Raw genomic sequence first — 16,295 nt, 5'->3', positions numbered from 1 at the left:
AAATATTAATCCCATTTAAAAAAAAGAGTTCCAAAAAATATTGGAACTCTTTTTCGTTTTAAGAATATTTAAATAAATGAAGAATGTTTTTAATTTATTGTAATCCTATTCCACCACCATTTTGCTCAGTTTTATTCTGTTGAGCTTCGGCTCTTGATTTTACCTTACCACCGAAGTTGTAATTAAATCCTAAATAAAATGTTCTTGATTCCCATTTGAATTTTGCAAAACCTTCGTATGGATTATCCATATTAACACGTGCTTTCATTGTATTGAAAATATCATTTACACGAGCTGAAAATGATGCTTTTCCTTGCATAAAACTATATTTTATTCCTAAGTCCATACGCCACATATCTAACATTTCTCCTTGTAAAAATTTATTTTTACCTCTGAAGAATCCAAATTGTTGTAAACTTAATTGTTTTGTTAATGTATAAGTATTATTCATTCTCAATGACAATGTATTCGCTGTAATTTTCTTAACAACAGGATTATTATTTTCATCCTCTATAACACTTTGCATTTCTGATGAAGTAAAATCTCCGGCAAGATAAGTACTCATCCATTTAGTTAATTTATAGTTCCAGCTTGCTTCAACTCCATAACTATTCACTTTATCATAGTTCATATTATATTGTATAAAAGCTGATTCTACTTCTGGATCTTTTTTGAAAGTCTGAATAATATTATCAGTTACATGACGGTAAAATAAATTTCCTGAAATTGATCCTTTTTTCAATTGTTTCAAATACCCTAATTCAATTGAGTTTGTGTATTCTGGATTAAGTTCTGGATTACCTTTACTTGACATTAAAGCTGTCGTAAACTGAGGTACAGGTGTTAACTGATACATTCCTGGACGATCAATTCTTCTACTATAGTTAAATGATAATTGATCCTTTTCTGTCAAATCATATGTTAAGAAAGCAGATGGAAATAAATCTGTATAATCTTTTTTCAAAGTTCCAGAGTTATTAGGCGCAAATAACCAATTTCCATCATCCTCTACACGTTCTAATCTCAATCCTATTTGAGCTCCGAATTTGTTAAATTTTTGTTTATAATTCGCGTAACCCGAGAAGAATTTACGCTCAAATTCAAAATCAACATTTGGATTAAAGTTTACAGCATTTTCAGTAATTACATCTGTAGATCTTAAAATATTATCATTCGTTTCTCTTCTGAATTGTAAACCTGCTTCTAATTTTCCAGCATCTTTTATTTGATTCGTATAATCTAAATTGATTCGAGTATTCGTTGTTTTATCATTTCGATATTCTTGATAGAACTTACTTTTTGGGTATGTGTTTGTGTAATCTCTATCATCATCTTCTTTACTTGTCGAATAAAATGCATCCAAAATAATATTATGATCTTCTTTTTTGAAATCATGTTTGAAGTTTAAACTATAATCCGAACTTTTTGAATCTGACCAAATATCATTTCTATTCAAATCATTTTTTACACCTTGTAAAATATTTGTATTAATTAACGCATTATGATCTCCATTCCATTGATTTGTATAAACTGTCAATGCATTTTGATCATTAATAAACCAGTCAAAACCTGCTTTATAAGATAAATTTCTATTTTTATTATTCTGAATATCAAACAACTGATCTATATTATCAGAATAATTCTGACCAATACCATTTTGTTTAGATGGACGATCTGCATAATTTACATTACCAAATAAATTGAACTTTCCTACATTTACGTTTGCATTAACAGATGAATTGAAACGTGATTTTTTACCTTGCTCGTATCCAGCAATCAAACCAACATTATACCCTTTTTTCTGCCCTTTTACCAATACGATATTAATGATTCCAGATTTTCCATCAGCTTCATATTTAGCAGACGGATTTGTGATAATTTCTATACGTTGAATTTGATTAGAAGGAATTTGTTTCAGTAATTGAGCTGCAGATTGAGACGACGGCTTACCATCTACATAAACTTTTACATTTTCATTTCCTCTCAACGATAAAGCACCTGATTGTTGATCAACATTAACTGAAGGAATATTATTCAGAACCGATGCAGCATCTGTACCAGAAGAAACTAAATCGTTCCCCACTTCTACAACACGTTTATCTATTTCATTACGATATTGTGAAGTTTGCGCACGAACAAATGCTCCTTTCAGTTCAACTGTTTCGGCTTTTTCTGCTTGTAAAATGATGTTACCTAAATTTAACTCACCTCCTTTTACTTCTGCAGTTGTTACAGATTGTTGATAACCAAATTCTGTAATCACCAAACGATAACTTCCGTCTTCTAAATCTGGAATCTCGAATGTTCCGTCTGCGTTCGCATACACTTCATCGAATAATTCTTTTGAATCTGCTTTATAAATCTGAATCGCAGCCATACCTACTGCTTCATTTTTTACATTTTCAATTTTTCCTTTCACAGGATGTTGTTCTTGTGAGAATCCGTAAATAGAGCAAACGGAGAAAAGAATAGCTAAAGTAAATTTGTTTAATCTCATAGTTTATATTTTTTAATAGTACTATGTTTTACATAATACATAATAAGAGTTGTCCTTATTTTTTTCCTTATTAGACGTTATAAAAAATGTTTTGTTACAAATATTTAAACTTTTTTCATAAAGTACTATGTTTTACATAATACGTAAACCTAATTGTTGAATGATTTTACTAATAAGACGCAACAGTTTCAAAAATGTTACAAGAATTTTTAATTTTTTTTTAAATTTTTTTCCTCGACTGAAAAACTTACTTTTATAATTCAATTAATATTAATCAAAAAATTGCTAAAACATTGAGTTCAATTGTCATATTAGGTGCAGGGAATGTTGCATTTCACTTAACTCGTGCATTAATCGAAAACACTTGCAATGTTCGACAAATATTCAATAGAACATTAGAACACGCTAGAGAAATCGGAGAAGCAAATAGAATTTCGTACACAGATAAAATTTCTGAAATAGAAAAAGCAGATATTTATATTATTGCGAGTGCCGATTCTGGTATCGAAGAATTTTCACATTATATTCCGTACGATGATGTTTTGGTTGTCCATACTTCTGGTTCGTCTCCAATGTCTGTTCTTAAAGGCGATTATCGAAAAGGCGTTTTTTATCCGTTGCAAACTTTTTCCAAAGAAAGAACGATGCGATATGATAATATTCCGTTTTTTATCGAAGCCGAAAATCCTGAAGATTTGAAGAAATTAAATGAATTAGGAAATCGTATTTCAAATGAAGTTCACGAGCTTAATTTTGCAAGTAGAATGCAAGTGCATATGACAGGTGTTTGGGCAAATAATTTTGTCAATCATTTATATTATATCGCTGGAAATGTTTGTGAGGAAAATAATGTTCCGTTTGATGTTTTGTTGCCTCTTATTCAGGAAACAGCGAATAAAGTGATCGAAATGAATCCAAAAGATGCACAAACTGGTCCTGCAAAACGTGGAGATCAAGTCATTATTGATCGTCATTTAGAAGCCTTACAAGATGATTCGAGATTATTACAGATTTACCAAATATTGACAGATTCAATCAAACGAGTTTACGAAAAATGATAAGTTATAAAGAAAAACTAAATAACATTAAAACCGTTATTTTAGATGTAGATGGAGTTTTGACAGATGGAAATTTAATTTTATTACCAACTGGCGAAATGGTTAGAACAATGAATACGCGTGATGGTTATGCAATGCAATTAGCCATCAAACAAGGAATACGAATCGTCGTTATTACAGGCGGAAGGGATGAAGCTGTCGTTAATCGTTTAAAATATTTAGGCTTAACAGATATTTATGTAAACAAACGTGATAAAGTAGAAGCTTTCGAAGATTTACTTTTTTCTTATGGATTAGATCCTGATGAAATTGCTTATATGGGTGATGATTATCCAGATTTAGCCGTGATGAATTTAGTAGGATTATCTGCTTGTCCAAACGATGCGTGTATGGATGTTCGCAAAGCTTCGGAATATATTTCACCAGAAAACGGAGGAAAAGGTTGTGTTCGCGATTTATTAGAACAAATTTTGAAAGTTCAAAACAAATGGTATAATGCAGAAGAAGTAGCTTCTGTATAAAAGAATTTGAAATGTTATTAACAGAAAAATTAAAAGATACCAATATCATTTTGGCATCACAATCGCCAAGAAGAAAAGAACTTTTAGCTGGATTAGGATTGCAATTTTCGACAATTTCATTGAATATTGACGAAACATTTGATCGCAACGAATTCAAAAAAGAACAAATCACTGAATACCTATCTGCTAAAAAAGCAAAAGCTTATACGGATATTCAATCAAATGATTTGATTATTACATCGGACACAACTGTTTGGGTTGATGATGAATCGTTAGAAAAAGCTTCGAATAGAGAAGAAGCGTACGAAATGATTAAAAAATTAAGCGGAAAAAGACATTCTGTTTATACATCAGTTACGATTCGTTCTTTAGAGAAAGAAGTTACTTTTTCGGACGAAACGCAGGTTACTTTCGCAGATTTAACAGACGATGAAATTTATTTCTATATCGATAATTATAAACCTTTCGATAAAGCGGGTGCTTATGGCGTTCAGGAATGGATTGGTTACATTGGTGTGGACAATATGAATGGAAGTTATTTCAATGTAATGGGACTTCCTACACATAAGCTATATAAAGAATTAGTGAAGTTCTAAAGATACAATCCAGCTTCGGCTGGATTTTTTTATTCTACAATTATCGTATTTTTGTTTTTCTAAAAAATCAATTTTATGAAAGTCGGTTTATATTTTGGATCATTCAATCCTATTCATGTCGGACATTTAATTATTGCCAATCATTTTCAACAATTCACCGATTTGGATCAGGTTTGGTTTGTGGTTTCACCTCAAAACCCGTTGAAGAAAAAAAGTTCTTTGGCAAATGAATATGATCGATTAGAAATGGTAGAATTAGCAATTAAAGATTATCCTAATCTTCGTGCATCTAATATCGAGTTTACGTTACCGAAACCGTCGTATACAATTGATACATTAATTCATCTAAACGAAAAATTTCCTGAGCATGACTTTGCGTTGATTATGGGTTCTGATAATTTAGATGGAATTTCGAAATGGAAAAACGCAGAGATTTTAATGCGCGATTATCAATTGTATGTTTATCCGCGTCCTGGTTATTCGCAAGAAGAAAATTTGGATAATGTCGAAATGGTGGAAGCGCCTTTGATGGAAATTTCTTCTACATTTATCAGAAATGCAATAAAAGATGGAAAAAATATAAAACCTATGTTACCTCCAAAAGTTTGGGAATATTTGGATGGAAGTAATTTGTATGGATGAATTTAATTTGAGAATTTGTAAATTATGTATTGGGAAAATTTCATAGAATATGAATCATTAAAAATTCAAAAACAATTTGCTGGAGAAATTCGGTTTGGTCCAACTTTTTTCTCGCTTAATTCTAATCCAGTAATTAAAGAATTGAATAATAAAATCTTTGGAGATTGGTTTTATAAACACAATTCAACGATATATTTACAACAATGGAATTCTACTAAAAATCCAGATATAAATCTTATTTCAATAAATATATTTACACTTGAATATAAAATTGTATTAGAAAATATAAAATCTGTTTTTGGGGAAATGAGATGCAGAAATAATCAATTATATTTTGTAGATAAATACAATAAAAAAGAATATTTAATCACAGAATCATGACAAAACAAGCTACTATAAATAATTTAGAAGAATTGGTTCCTTTATTTGATGCGTATCGTCAATTTTATGATAAAAAATCTGATGTAAAAGCAGCGGAAGAATTTCTAGAAGCCAGAATTGTAAATGATGAATCGGTTATCTTTTTAGCCTATAATAAAGACGAAAAAGCAGTTGGTTTCGTACAATTATTTCCTTCATTTTCATCTACTCGAATGAAACGTTTCTGGATTTTGAATGATTTATTTGTTTCTCCGGAATTTCGCGGACAAGGTTTTTCAAGAGAATTGATTGAAGAAGCAAAAAATTTATGTCGCAAAACAGATGCTTGCGCGATGTTGTTAGAAACTAGTGTAACAAATGATATAGGAAATTCGTTATATCCAAGTGCAGGGTTTCAATTGCGTGATGATGCAAATTTTTATGAATGGGAAACTAAATAAAAGAATTATGCTAAAAGTTATTTCAGTAAGAGAGGAAAAAGGTTATTTAAAGCAAGCAATTGCTTTTTTACAAGAAAGTTGGAGTGAAGTTTCTCCGATTATTTACGAAGATTGTATCACACATGCTGTTCATGCTGAGAATCCTTTGCCGCAGTGGTATTTATTGTTAAAAGAAAATGAAATTATTGGATGTGCAGGATTAATTACAAACGATTTTATCAGTAGAATGGATCTTTATCCATGGATTTGCGCAGTTTATATTAATGAAGAAGAAAGGGGGAATAATTACGCTTCTCTTTTAATTAATAAAGCTAAAGAAGATACCAAAAATTTTGAATTCAAGTATTTAAATCTTTGCACAGATCATGTAGGATATTACGAAAAGTTAGGTTTTGAATATATTGGACAAGGTTATCATCCGTGGGAAGAAGAATCGAGAATCTATCAAATAGAAGTTTAACCAAATTGACGTTTCAATTCGTAGATAATATCTTCTAAACCATTTAATTTAATTTCGTAAACAGTTGATAATGAAACACCTAATTTTCCTTTCGGAAAACCACCTTTACCAACAAACCATTCCAAATAAGAAACAGGCAAATCGCACAACAATCGCCCTTCGTATTTACCGAAAGGCATTTTTGTTGTGACAATTTCTTTTAATATTTCGAGACGAAATCCTTCCATTATTTTGTTACAGTTCCTTTGTACGTTGACATTCCATCTTTGAAATTCTTCGCTTTTTTGAAACCTTTTTCTTGCATTTTTTCTGTTGCTAATTTTGCTCTAACACCAGATTTGCAATAAATGAAATAATTCTTTTTTGTATCTAATTTCTGAATCTCTTCTTCGAAATTTGGATTTTTTACATCAATGTTAACCGCTCCAGGAACATGACCTTCAGCAAATTCTTCAGGAGTACGAACGTCTAACAAAACATTCTTTTTGTTCTTGAAATTAATTTCATTTACATTGTCTAATGTCGAAGTTACTTCTTCTATTTTAGCGGCATTACCTTCTGAGTTTGATGAATTGCTTGCACAAGAACCTAAAAAAAGTGTTCCTGCAATCATTGCGACTCCTAAAATTTTATTTACCATTATATTGATTCATTGTATTCCCTAATCCTTGAAAAATAAACGATAAAGCAGCATCAGCAGCTAAGCTTAGTCGTTCATTCATTTTTTCATTTTCTTCTGCCGACCAATCGCCTAATACGTAATCCACTTGTTTTCCTTCCGAAAATTCGTTTCCTACACCAAAGCGTAATCGCGCATAATTTTGTCCGCCAACTTTATTCTGAATATCCTTCAAACCATTGTGTCCACCGTCACTACCTTTTCCACGCATACGAATTGTTCCGAAAGGCAAGTTCAAATCATCAGTAATGACAAAAATATTTTCTAACGAAATATTTTCTTTTTTCATCCAAAAACGAACCGCATCTCCACTCAAATTCATGTATGTATTTGGTTTTAATAACGTAACTGGACGCGCTTTATATTTAAACTGTGCTACTTCACCAAAATTTGATGGCGAAAATTTAGCATCAACTTTTTTAGCAACTTCTTCAACAACCTTGAAGCCAATATTATGACGAGTATTTTCGTATTGAGCACCAATATTACCAAGCCCAATAATCAGATATTTTTGCATGAAACAAAATTACATCTTTTTGCAATGATTAGAAATAAATATTTACCTTCGTCTTAAAATCTACTAAATTGGTATAGATTTTGAAAATTAAAGAAATCGATAAAAATTTATCATGAAAAAAATAATTAGCGTTTTTATATTATTTATTGGAATGAATGCATTTTCGCAAAAAATTCCGTCGGTGATGAAAACTGAATTTCCAGCTGCTGCTTTGCAAGATAGTGTAGTTGATTTTGATGGAAATTCGGCAACCATAGAAAAAGTTTTTTCGAATTATAAAGGAAAAATTGTTCTATTAGATTTATGGGCAACTTGGTGTGGTGATTGTATCAAAAACATGCCAGCTTTGAAATCTTTGCACGAAAAAAATCCTGATGTAACCTTTGTTTACCTTTCAATGGACAAGAATGAGGAAGCTTGGAAAAATGGTATTGAAAAATATCAAATTGAGGGTCAACACTTTTACTTAGGAAACAACTGGAAAGGCAATTTTGGCACAGGGATTGATTTAAATTGGATACCGAGATATTTGGTTCTTGATCAGAATGGAAAAATTGCAGATTACTACAGCGTAAAAGCTGATGATCCTAAAGTTCAAGAAACAATTGATCGTTTAAGAAATAAATAGTTTATAGTTTACCAACCAAATGGTGATTGAAATTGAAAAATCAATCACCATTTTCTTTTATTAATCATTAGAAATCAATATATTTCATAGAATAAAAATAAATATTCTATAATTTTTTATAGATCATTTTTTGTATCAAACTTTTAGTTATTATTGCATTGATTTTAATACCCTTTTTATTTATATGAAAATATGCTTCGTAATGTATCCTTGGGACAAGGTTGAACCAGGTAAAGATACCACAATGCGAATTATCAAAGAATGCGTAGACCGTGGTTTTGAAGTATCCTATTTAACAAAAAAAGATATCTCTATAGCCAAAGGGAAAGTTGTAGGTAATTGCAAAAAGATGATTACTACAGAAACAAATGATTGTGTTGAGTTTTACCACACGATGAAATTTGAAAGTAGTATAAAAGATTTGGCTGAATTTGATATGATTTTTATGAGAGCTGATCCTCCAATTGATCCTCTTTTGTTAAACATGTTAGAATTAATCGAAGATAAAGTTTTCTTCGTGAATAAAATTTCGGGATTACGTAAAGCAAATAACAAAATATACGCTGCTTCTTTTGATGATGGACAAGAAACAATTGTTCCTCAAACTCTTATTACAAAAGACATCGATTTGATAAAATCGTTTGTAGAGGAAAATAATTTCGAGAAATTTATCATCAAACCACTAGACGGAATGGGTGGTAAAGGTGTTATACTTTTCGAACGAAAAAATATTGGTAACTTAAGCTCGATTTGCGATTTTTATATCAATCATACTGGAAATTCTCAGCCTATTATTTGTCAAAATTATATAGAAGGTGCAGAAAAAGGTGATGTTCGCGCCATTGTGATTAATGGAGAACCAATTGGTGCAATCATGCGTGTTCCTGCAGAAGGCGATCACCGTTCTAATATTTCGGCTGGAGGTTCTGCGATTAGACATGACATGAGTGAACATGAGTTAGAATTGTGCCGTAAAATAGGAAAACAACTAAATGAAGATGGAATTTATTTTTGCGGAATCGATTTGATTAACGGGAAAATGGTTGAGCTAAATGTCGTAAGTCCTGGAGGAATTGTTCCTCACAATAATGTAAACAATAACAACGATATTCAGAAACAAATCGTGTCGATGTTATTGGATAAATATAAAGAATTTAAAGCATGAAATCCCTAAGTATACAGCAAATTTTAGATAATATTGAGAACGAAATTGTATTTGAAGCTTATGCAGAAGACGAATCATTCAAAATAAAAATTGATGAATACATTCCATACGTTTGTGCGGCTATTCACGATGGTGGACAAATGCGTGACGATATTCGCGAAAAATGTTTATTGAGTAATTACGAGCGTTGGTATGAAGAAGATCCACATACTGCTGAGTTTGTCGAAACGTTTCCTATCGTAATTAAAGGATGTGATTCACGATTTGAATATGATTTAAATCGTGGTCCAGAAACTGCTGTATATGAAGAAGCTTGGGGAAAACAAGTTTGGAAAGAGCCTTTATCAGTTTCTCAAAAACAAAAAAGTATTGCGAAACATCATGCTTTTTATGAAGTTTTAGAGGCTTTAATTAATAAACTTGAAACTAAATTCAAGTCATGTTTGGTTTATGATATTCATTCGTACAATTGGAAACGTTGGGACCGTCCAGTTCCTGTGTTCAATATTGGTGCGGAACGAGTTGATAACGAACGTTACGGAAATTATGTAGAAAGTTGGCGCGATGAATTGGCGAATATTGAGTTAGAAAATATTCACAATTATTCAGCGATTAACGATGTATTTTATGGACGTGGATATTTGTTAGAATTTGTCACAAATCGATTCAAAAATACTTTAGTTTTAGCGACAGAAGTTTCAAAGATTTATTGCGATGAATTAACGGGAGAATCTTTTCCAGAGATTATTAACCAGATTAAAGAAGGTTTCAAATCGGCGATTCTTAACCACGCTTACGAGTTTGTAAAAACGGAAACGACATACAAAGTAGGTTCTAAGCAAGTGAATATTTTGCACAATGAATTAGAATCTGATTTGGTCAAAATTGATAAACAATTGTATCAATTGGTTCAGAATTTTGAGCTGTTAAGTGTTATCAATCCGATTAATTTAGAATTTGAAAAAAAGAAATTCTTAGCTTCAAAATATACATACGAACCACAATTTAAGTACAATCCTCTTAACATTGATCCATTTGAATTTAAACGAAAATTATCGAATATTAAGGTTGAAAAGATCAATGATATCAGTATTCAAAATATGTATGTTAACACGATTAACGCTTATTTTGACAAGGTAGACTTGTTGGCGAATCTTGGTACAGATAAATTTTTGTACAATTCGTTGCGTTATTTTGGAGAACCATCTAAAAAAGATATTGAGAATGCAAACTTTATCCTTTATTGTCCTGAGTTTAGAATGGATAAACAAGGAAATTACACAGAGGAAGAAGTCGTTAATCTTTTTAGAAATGCTACAAATGATTACGGTTTTAAATTTGATATAGAAGTTTCGGATGATATTGCATCAAAAGCACTTGTTATTAATAGCAAGAGAAAAGTTGTGATTAAGCGTGGCGTTAAGTTTGACAAACGTTTTACAAATGGTTTAATCGAGCACGAAATTGGAGTTCATATGGTGACAACCATGAATGCTTTGGATCAACCATTAAAGATCTTTAGTATTGGTTTACCTGTAAATACATTGACGCAAGAAGGTTTAGCAATTTTAAGTGAATATTATTCTGATTCTATTAATCATAACCGATTAAGGGAACTAGGTTTACGCGTAATGGCAGTTCATATGTTAACAAGCGGAAAATCGTTCAATGAAACGTTTATGGTTTTGATGGAAGAATACAAAATGCAACCTGAAGATGCTTTTTATCTAACAACTCGTGTTTATCGTGGTGGTGGATTTACAAAAGATGCGCTTTACTTGAAAGGTTTGAAAACGATTTTGAATTATGTTGATCAAGGACGTTCTTTAGATAATTTACTAATTGGAAAAACTTCGGTTGAATACATTGATACGATTGATGAATTAGTAGAACGTAAAATGATTAATAAACCAAAATATTATACTAAAATTTTCAAAAAACATCTTGAAAATCCAGAAATAAATCCGATTTTACAATATATTTTTAACGGAATAAAAGACTAATAAAAAAGCGAGATCAATTTGATCTCGCTTTTTTATTTTAATTAGTTTTTAACGATTTTTCTCAACATTTCGGGCTTATAGTTAATAATAAAAACACCAAGAATAATTAGAATAGTAGCGACAATAAACTTTGATGAAATCTGTTCGTCAAGAACTAACCAACCCAAAATAATTGCGATAATTGTATTGAAATAAGAAAGAATAGAAACTTGTATTGGAGAGATTTTAGTTAACGCATAATGAAATGAGAAAAAGGTAATAACTGAGCCAAAAATTGCTAAGTAAAGCATAGCAGAAATACTTTTTGTACTCCAATTTCCGAAGTTATAATTTTCACTAAAGATGAAAGCAAAAATAATTTGAACAATTCCAGCAAAAATAAATTGATAAAATAAATTCAAGGAAATATTTTTGGATTGAATATTCATTTTTTTAGTAAAAATTGTTCCAGAAGCCCAACCTGTAATTGCACAAAAAAGAAGAATAATTCCTGTTCTAAATTCTGGATTTGCTAATTCTTGTAATCCATCCCAAAAAATAAATAAAACTCCACAAAAGCACATCAAAACACCAATTAATCCTCTGAAACTAAATTTTTGAAGACCAATAAATATACTTCCTAAAAAAACTAAAATTGGAGATGTAGCACTTATCAATGCAGCTAAACTACTTGATAAACTTTCTTCTGCAACAGTAGTTAATCCATTTGCCATTATCAACATTAATGAAGCGAAGATAAGTTGATAAGAAAGGTTTTTCCAGCCAATCCATTTTAATTCCTTTTTCGAAAGTAAAATAATTAGCATAATAATTCCTGCTAAAAATTGACGAATTCCAGCTACAAACCAACCAGGAATGGTTTCTACAGCTACACGAATTCCGAGGAAAGTTGTTCCCCAAACAATAGCAACGATGCTTACGGCAATCAATAATTTGATGTCTTTCAAGATTAAAAAAGTTAAAAGTGTTAATTCAAAATAGAGTTATAAAAATAAAAAAAGCGACTTGATAAACCAAGTCGCTTTTAAAGTATTATAATAGAGATTTGTTATTTAACAAAATCTTCTGCTTGTTTAAGTGCAGCATCTAATCCAGAAACCTCTTTACCACCTGCTGTAGCTAAGAAAGGTTGTCCACCTCCGCCACCGTTGATGTGCTTCGCGATTTCTTTTACAATTTGTCCTGCGCTATAACCTTTTTCATCTACAAGGTTTTTCGCAATAGAAATTGTAATCGATGGTTTTACTGCATCATTAGTACCGACTACGATAAACGCATTTTCTATTTCTTTTGTCAAATCAATTGCATTTTGTTTCGCTGCATTTGTATCTAAATTTGTTTTTACAGCTAAGAAATTAACGCCATTAACCTCTTTAATTGCAGCTTTCCAAGTCGCTTTTTCAGCAGTAGCTTGTTGTGCAACAAAAGATTCTAATTGCTTTTTCAATTCTGCGTTTTCATCTAATAAATGTTGAACCGCTTTTACCGCATCATTTTTCGTTTTAAGTGTAGCTAAAACATCATTGTAGTTTTTCTCAGCATCTTTGTATGCTTCGATTGCTTTGTTTGATGTAATTGCTTCGATACGACGAATACCAGCAGCAGTCGAAGATTCAGATAAAATTCTGAACAAACGAATATCTGCTGTATTTTTTACGTGTGTACCTCCACATAATTCGATTGAAGATCCAAAACGAATAACACGAACTTTATCACCATATTTTTCACCAAATAAAGCCATTGCACCTTCAGCGATAGCTTCGTTGATATCACAATCTCTTTTTTCGATTAATGGTAAAGCTTCTGCAATTTTATCGTTTACTTTTTGCTCAACAATTGCCAATTCTTCATCTGTCATTTTAGAAAAATGAGAAAAGTCAAAACGTAAATAATCATCTCCAACATAAGAACCTTTTTGTTCTACGTGCGTTCCTAAAACTTCGCGTAAAGCTTCGTGCATTAAGTGTGTTGCAGAGTGATTTTTCGTTGTCTCATTACGTTTTTCTGTATCAACTTTTGCATTGAATGTAGCGTTTACATTTTCTGGTAAAGTTTCAACAAAATGAATCACTAAGTTGTTTTCTTTTTTCGTGTCAACAACTTCGATTGTTTCATTCAAAGTAGAAATAGATCCTGTATCACCAATTTGTCCTCCAGATTCTGCATAGAATGGCGTTTGGTTGAATACCAATTGGAAAAATTCTCCTTTTTTATTTTTTACTTTTCTGTAACGTGTAATTTTTACTTCAGCTTCTGTGTTATCATAAGCGATAGAGGTTTCGTTTCCTTTGTCATCTAAAATAACCCAGTCATCCGTTACCAAAGCAGTTGCTTTTTTTGAACGTTCTTTCTGTTTCGCCATTTCAGCTTCAAAACCAGCTTCATCAATTGTGAAACCGTGATCTTCTGCTACAATACGAGATAAATCTGCAGGGAAACCGAATGTATCATATAATTCGAAAATCACATCACCAGGAACAACTTTAGAATCTCCTAATTGCTCGATGATTTGATTTAATCGGTTTAATCCTTGTTCAATTGTACGTAAGAAAGAAGCTTCTTCTTCGCGAATAACTCCAGTTACAATTGTTTCTTGTTTCACTAATTCAGGGAAGAAATCGCCCATTTCAGCTTTCAAGATTGGATATAATTTATAGATAAAAGGCTCTTTTAGACCTAAGAAACGATATCCGTAAGAAATTGCACGACGTAAAATACGACGAATAACATATCCCGCTCCTGTGTTTGATGGTAATTGTCCATCTGCAATTGCAAAAGCAACTGCGCGTAAATGGTCAACTACAACACGAATCGCGATATCTGTTTTTTCTGCTGCGCCATATTTTACACCAGAAATTTCTTCTAATTTTTGAATTGTTGGTTGAAAAACATCTGTATCATAATTAGATGATTTTCCTTGTAAAACCATTGCCAAACGCTCAAATCCCATACCTGTATCGATGTGACGCGCTGGTAAAGATTCTAAAGAACCATCCGCTTTACGTTGATATTGCATAAATACCAAGTTCCAAATTTCGATAACTTGTGGATGATCCATATTAACCAATGTTTTACCATCAACGGTTAAACGATCAGCTTCTGGACGAATATCTACGTGAATTTCAGAACATGGTCCACATGGTCCGATATCACCCATTTCCCAGAAATTATCTTTTTTATTTCCGTAAAGAATTCTGTCTTCAGCAATATGTTGTTTCCAAAGTTCTAACGCTTCTTCATCTAATGATGTTCCGTCACCTTTATCACCTTCAAAAACGGTTACATAAATTTGATCTTTAGAGATTCCGTATTTTTCTGTTAGTAATTCCCATGCCCAAGCGATTGCTTCTTTTTTGAAATAATCACCAAAAGACCAGTTTCCTAACATTTCGAACATCGTGTGGTGGTAAGTGTCTTTTCCTACATCATCCAAATCATTATGTTTACCAGAAACACGAAGACATTTTTGTGTATCCGCGATACGATTACTTTTTGGAGTTCCGTTTCCTAAAAAATATTCTTTGAATTGTGCCATCCCCGAATTATTGAACATTAATGTCGGATCGTCTTTCAAAACAATCGGCGCAGAGTCTACAATTAAGTGGCCTTTTGTCTCAAAAAAATGCAGAAATTCTTTTCTTATATCTTTGGATTTCATTTAATTAAATTATTTTTATCATTTGATTAACAAGTTTACTCGTACAATATTCGTTACTTTGCAAACGTTTTACAAAGATAATAAAAGGTTGGTTAAGTAATGGAAAATAAAAACTATAAGTATAATTCTGTGAAATTTTTAATGAGTTGGGCGAAGAAAAGAGTCCAAAAAACTCCTAAAACAGCATTGTACGTATTACTATTTTTATGTCTATCGACAATATCTGCTGGAATGATTGGTTATCATTTTAATGATTCAGAATACGCATCAAGAGCAGGAAAATTCAAAGACGACAAAAGCAAATTATTGGCTGAGTTGGAAAGAATGGAAAACGAAAATCAAGAATTACATAAAAAATTCAAAGAAGTTGAAGAAGCTTTGACAGAAATCGAAGAAAAAGATCGCAATATTTATCGTACAATTTATGATATGCGTGTCAACGAAAATATAGATTCTGTCAACAAAGAAATTGATAATTATACAGCAGAAGATATCGAAAAATTGATTGATAAAATTGAAATTGAATCTAAATCGTTGGACGAAGTATTTCGTTCGGCTGGTGTTAAAGATGCCAATTTATCATCAATGCCAGTTCTAAAACCTGTTGCAGATAAATATGTAAGTAGATTAGCCTCTGGTTATGGGTCTCGTTTTCACCCAATTTTGAAAGTGAATAAAATGCACAAAGGTTTAGATTTTGCAGCTTCTACGGGAACACCAATCTATGCAACTGGAGATGGTTCTGTAAAAGTTTCTGAATTTAATTCTGGTTACGGAAATATGGTGGTCTTGAAACACGGAAATGGTTACGAAAGTTTGTATGCTCACATGTCTCGTGCGAAAGTTCGTAGCGGACAAAAAGTGAAAAGAGGTGATGTAATTGGTTATGTTGGTTCGACAGGTTTGTCGACAGGAGCGCATTTGCATTACGAAATTCACAAGAATGGAGAACCTGTAGATCCAATTATGTATTTCTACAATGATGTAGATCCAGACGATTTCATTAAAATTTATCAAAACTCTAAAAAATTGTCATTATCTTTGGATTAA

Annotated in this window: 17 protein-coding genes; 11 read left to right on the top strand and 6 right to left on the bottom strand. The window is 31.6% G+C overall.

Annotated features, from left to right (window positions below; genetic code table 11):
• Positions 1 to 94: 94 nt before the first annotated feature.
• The gene (locus E4J94_RS08700) at positions 95 to 2,497 is read right to left on the bottom strand and encodes a TonB-dependent receptor (protein WP_135835426.1); all 2,403 of its coding nucleotides are present in this window, start codon (positions 2,495 to 2,497) and stop codon (positions 95 to 97) included.
• A gap of 293 nt (positions 2,498 to 2,790) precedes the next feature.
• On the opposite strand from E4J94_RS08700, the gene E4J94_RS08695 reads away from it, so the two are divergent.
• The 7 genes from E4J94_RS08695 (at position 2,791) to E4J94_RS08665 (ending at position 6,595) form a co-directional block, all read left to right on the top strand.
• A complete protein-coding gene (locus tag E4J94_RS08695; protein WP_135835425.1) occupies positions 2,791 to 3,555 on the top strand; it encodes a Rossmann-like and DUF2520 domain-containing protein in 765 nt (254 codons plus the stop codon).
• Positions 3,552 to 4,076, top strand: coding sequence for a KdsC family phosphatase (locus E4J94_RS08690; protein ID WP_135835424.1), 525 nt, complete (start codon positions 3,552 to 3,554; stop codon positions 4,074 to 4,076). Before E4J94_RS08695 ends, E4J94_RS08690 begins: the two co-directional genes overlap by 4 nt.
• Before the next feature lie 11 nt (positions 4,077 to 4,087).
• A complete protein-coding gene (locus E4J94_RS08685; RefSeq protein WP_135835423.1) occupies positions 4,088 to 4,672 on the top strand; it encodes a Maf family nucleotide pyrophosphatase in 585 nt (194 codons plus the stop codon).
• A 75-nt stretch (positions 4,673 to 4,747) separates the two neighbouring features.
• Entirely contained in the window at positions 4,748 to 5,314 is a 567-nt protein-coding gene (nadD, locus tag E4J94_RS08680; protein WP_135835422.1) for a nicotinate (nicotinamide) nucleotide adenylyltransferase, read from the top strand.
• Between the two features lie 24 nt (positions 5,315 to 5,338).
• Entirely contained in the window at positions 5,339 to 5,695 is a 357-nt protein-coding gene (locus E4J94_RS08675; protein WP_135835421.1) for a hypothetical protein, read from the top strand.
• A complete protein-coding gene (locus E4J94_RS08670; RefSeq protein ID WP_135835420.1) occupies positions 5,692 to 6,135 on the top strand; it encodes a GNAT family N-acetyltransferase in 444 nt (147 codons plus the stop codon). The genes E4J94_RS08675 and E4J94_RS08670 overlap by 4 nt, the downstream gene beginning before the upstream one ends.
• A gap of 7 nt (positions 6,136 to 6,142) precedes the next feature.
• On the top strand, positions 6,143 to 6,595 hold the full coding sequence (locus E4J94_RS08665) for a GNAT family N-acetyltransferase (protein ID WP_135835419.1): 453 nt from the start codon (positions 6,143 to 6,145) through the stop codon (positions 6,593 to 6,595).
• On the opposite strand, the gene E4J94_RS08660 is transcribed toward E4J94_RS08665, so the two are convergent.
• Genes E4J94_RS08660 through pth form a run of 3 tightly spaced genes read right to left on the bottom strand, consistent with a single transcriptional unit; the run spans position 6,592 to position 7,791 of the window.
• Positions 6,592 to 6,822 carry a DUF3820 family protein gene (locus E4J94_RS08660; protein ID WP_135835418.1) on the bottom strand — a complete coding sequence of 77 codons (231 nt, stop codon included), beginning with the start codon at positions 6,820 to 6,822 and terminating at the stop codon, positions 6,592 to 6,594. The genes E4J94_RS08665 and E4J94_RS08660 overlap by 4 nt on opposite strands.
• Positions 6,822 to 7,235, bottom strand: coding sequence for a rhodanese-like domain-containing protein (locus E4J94_RS08655; protein ID WP_246034288.1), 414 nt, complete (start codon positions 7,233 to 7,235; stop codon positions 6,822 to 6,824). The genes E4J94_RS08660 and E4J94_RS08655 overlap by 1 nt, the downstream gene beginning before the upstream one ends.
• The gene (gene pth, locus E4J94_RS08650) at positions 7,225 to 7,791 is read right to left on the bottom strand and encodes an aminoacyl-tRNA hydrolase (RefSeq protein WP_135835417.1); all 567 of its coding nucleotides are present in this window, start codon (positions 7,789 to 7,791) and stop codon (positions 7,225 to 7,227) included. Before pth ends, E4J94_RS08655 begins: the two co-directional genes overlap by 11 nt.
• 112 nt (positions 7,792 to 7,903) lie before the next feature.
• Between pth and E4J94_RS08645 the strand changes: the two genes are divergently transcribed.
• The 3 genes from E4J94_RS08645 (at position 7,904) to E4J94_RS08635 (ending at position 11,587) form a co-directional block, all read left to right on the top strand.
• Positions 7,904 to 8,419: a TlpA family protein disulfide reductase gene (locus E4J94_RS08645; RefSeq protein ID WP_135835416.1), complete on the top strand. Its 516-nt coding sequence runs from the start codon at positions 7,904 to 7,906 to the stop codon at positions 8,417 to 8,419.
• Between the two features lie 184 nt (positions 8,420 to 8,603).
• Positions 8,604 to 9,584, top strand: coding sequence for a glutathione synthase (gene gshB, locus E4J94_RS08640; protein WP_135835415.1), 981 nt, complete (start codon positions 8,604 to 8,606; stop codon positions 9,582 to 9,584).
• Positions 9,581 to 11,587 (top strand): flavohemoglobin expression-modulating QEGLA motif protein, encoded by a 2,007-nt coding sequence (locus tag E4J94_RS08635; protein ID WP_135835414.1) that lies wholly within the window; start codon positions 9,581 to 9,583, stop codon positions 11,585 to 11,587. The genes gshB and E4J94_RS08635 overlap by 4 nt, the downstream gene beginning before the upstream one ends.
• Before the next feature lie 41 nt (positions 11,588 to 11,628).
• On the opposite strand, the gene E4J94_RS08630 is transcribed toward E4J94_RS08635, so the two are convergent.
• Together E4J94_RS08630 and alaS are read right to left on the bottom strand one after the other, a co-directional pair.
• Positions 11,629 to 12,534, bottom strand: a complete 906-nt coding sequence (locus tag E4J94_RS08630) for a DMT family transporter (RefSeq protein ID WP_135835413.1) — start codon at positions 12,532 to 12,534, stop codon at positions 11,629 to 11,631.
• A gap of 101 nt (positions 12,535 to 12,635) precedes the next feature.
• Complete coding sequence (gene alaS, locus E4J94_RS08625) at positions 12,636 to 15,245, bottom strand: alanine--tRNA ligase (protein WP_135835412.1); 2,610 nt, start codon at positions 15,243 to 15,245, stop codon at positions 12,636 to 12,638.
• Between the two features lie 99 nt (positions 15,246 to 15,344).
• Between alaS and E4J94_RS08620 the strand changes: the two genes are divergently transcribed.
• Positions 15,345 to 16,295: a M23 family metallopeptidase gene (locus tag E4J94_RS08620; RefSeq protein ID WP_135835411.1), complete on the top strand. Its 951-nt coding sequence runs from the start codon at positions 15,345 to 15,347 to the stop codon at positions 16,293 to 16,295.

The organism is Empedobacter tilapiae (assembly GCF_004785645.1).
In the GTDB taxonomy this organism is placed as follows: Bacteria; Bacteroidota; Bacteroidia; order Flavobacteriales; family Weeksellaceae; genus Empedobacter; species Empedobacter tilapiae.
This window is presented reverse-complemented; position numbering and strand designations above follow the sequence as displayed.

Coding starts and splice junctions, on each gene's coding strand:
- E4J94_RS08700 (WP_135835426.1), bottom strand. CDS start 2,497: ATGAGATTAAACAAATTTACTTTAGCTATTCTTTTCTCCGTTTGCTCT.
- E4J94_RS08690 (WP_135835424.1), top strand. CDS start 3,552: ATGATAAGTTATAAAGAAAAACTAAATAACATTAAAACCGTTATTTTA.
- E4J94_RS08685 (WP_135835423.1), top strand. CDS start 4,088: ATGTTATTAACAGAAAAATTAAAAGATACCAATATCATTTTGGCATCA.
- nadD (WP_135835422.1), top strand. CDS start 4,748: ATGAAAGTCGGTTTATATTTTGGATCATTCAATCCTATTCATGTCGGA.
- E4J94_RS08675 (WP_135835421.1), top strand. CDS start 5,339: ATGTATTGGGAAAATTTCATAGAATATGAATCATTAAAAATTCAAAAA.
- E4J94_RS08670 (WP_135835420.1), top strand. CDS start 5,692: ATGACAAAACAAGCTACTATAAATAATTTAGAAGAATTGGTTCCTTTA.
- E4J94_RS08665 (WP_135835419.1), top strand. CDS start 6,143: ATGCTAAAAGTTATTTCAGTAAGAGAGGAAAAAGGTTATTTAAAGCAA.
- E4J94_RS08660 (WP_135835418.1), bottom strand. CDS start 6,822: ATGGAAGGATTTCGTCTCGAAATATTAAAAGAAATTGTCACAACAAAA.
- E4J94_RS08655 (WP_246034288.1), bottom strand. CDS start 7,235: ATGGTAAATAAAATTTTAGGAGTCGCAATGATTGCAGGAACACTTTTT.
- pth (WP_135835417.1), bottom strand. CDS start 7,791: ATGCAAAAATATCTGATTATTGGGCTTGGTAATATTGGTGCTCAATAC.
- E4J94_RS08645 (WP_135835416.1), top strand. CDS start 7,904: ATGAAAAAAATAATTAGCGTTTTTATATTATTTATTGGAATGAATGCA.
- gshB (WP_135835415.1), top strand. CDS start 8,604: ATGAAAATATGCTTCGTAATGTATCCTTGGGACAAGGTTGAACCAGGT.
- E4J94_RS08635 (WP_135835414.1), top strand. CDS start 9,581: ATGAAATCCCTAAGTATACAGCAAATTTTAGATAATATTGAGAACGAA.
- alaS (WP_135835412.1), bottom strand. CDS start 15,245: ATGAAATCCAAAGATATAAGAAAAGAATTTCTGCATTTTTTTGAGACA.
- E4J94_RS08620 (WP_135835411.1), top strand. CDS start 15,345: ATGGAAAATAAAAACTATAAGTATAATTCTGTGAAATTTTTAATGAGT.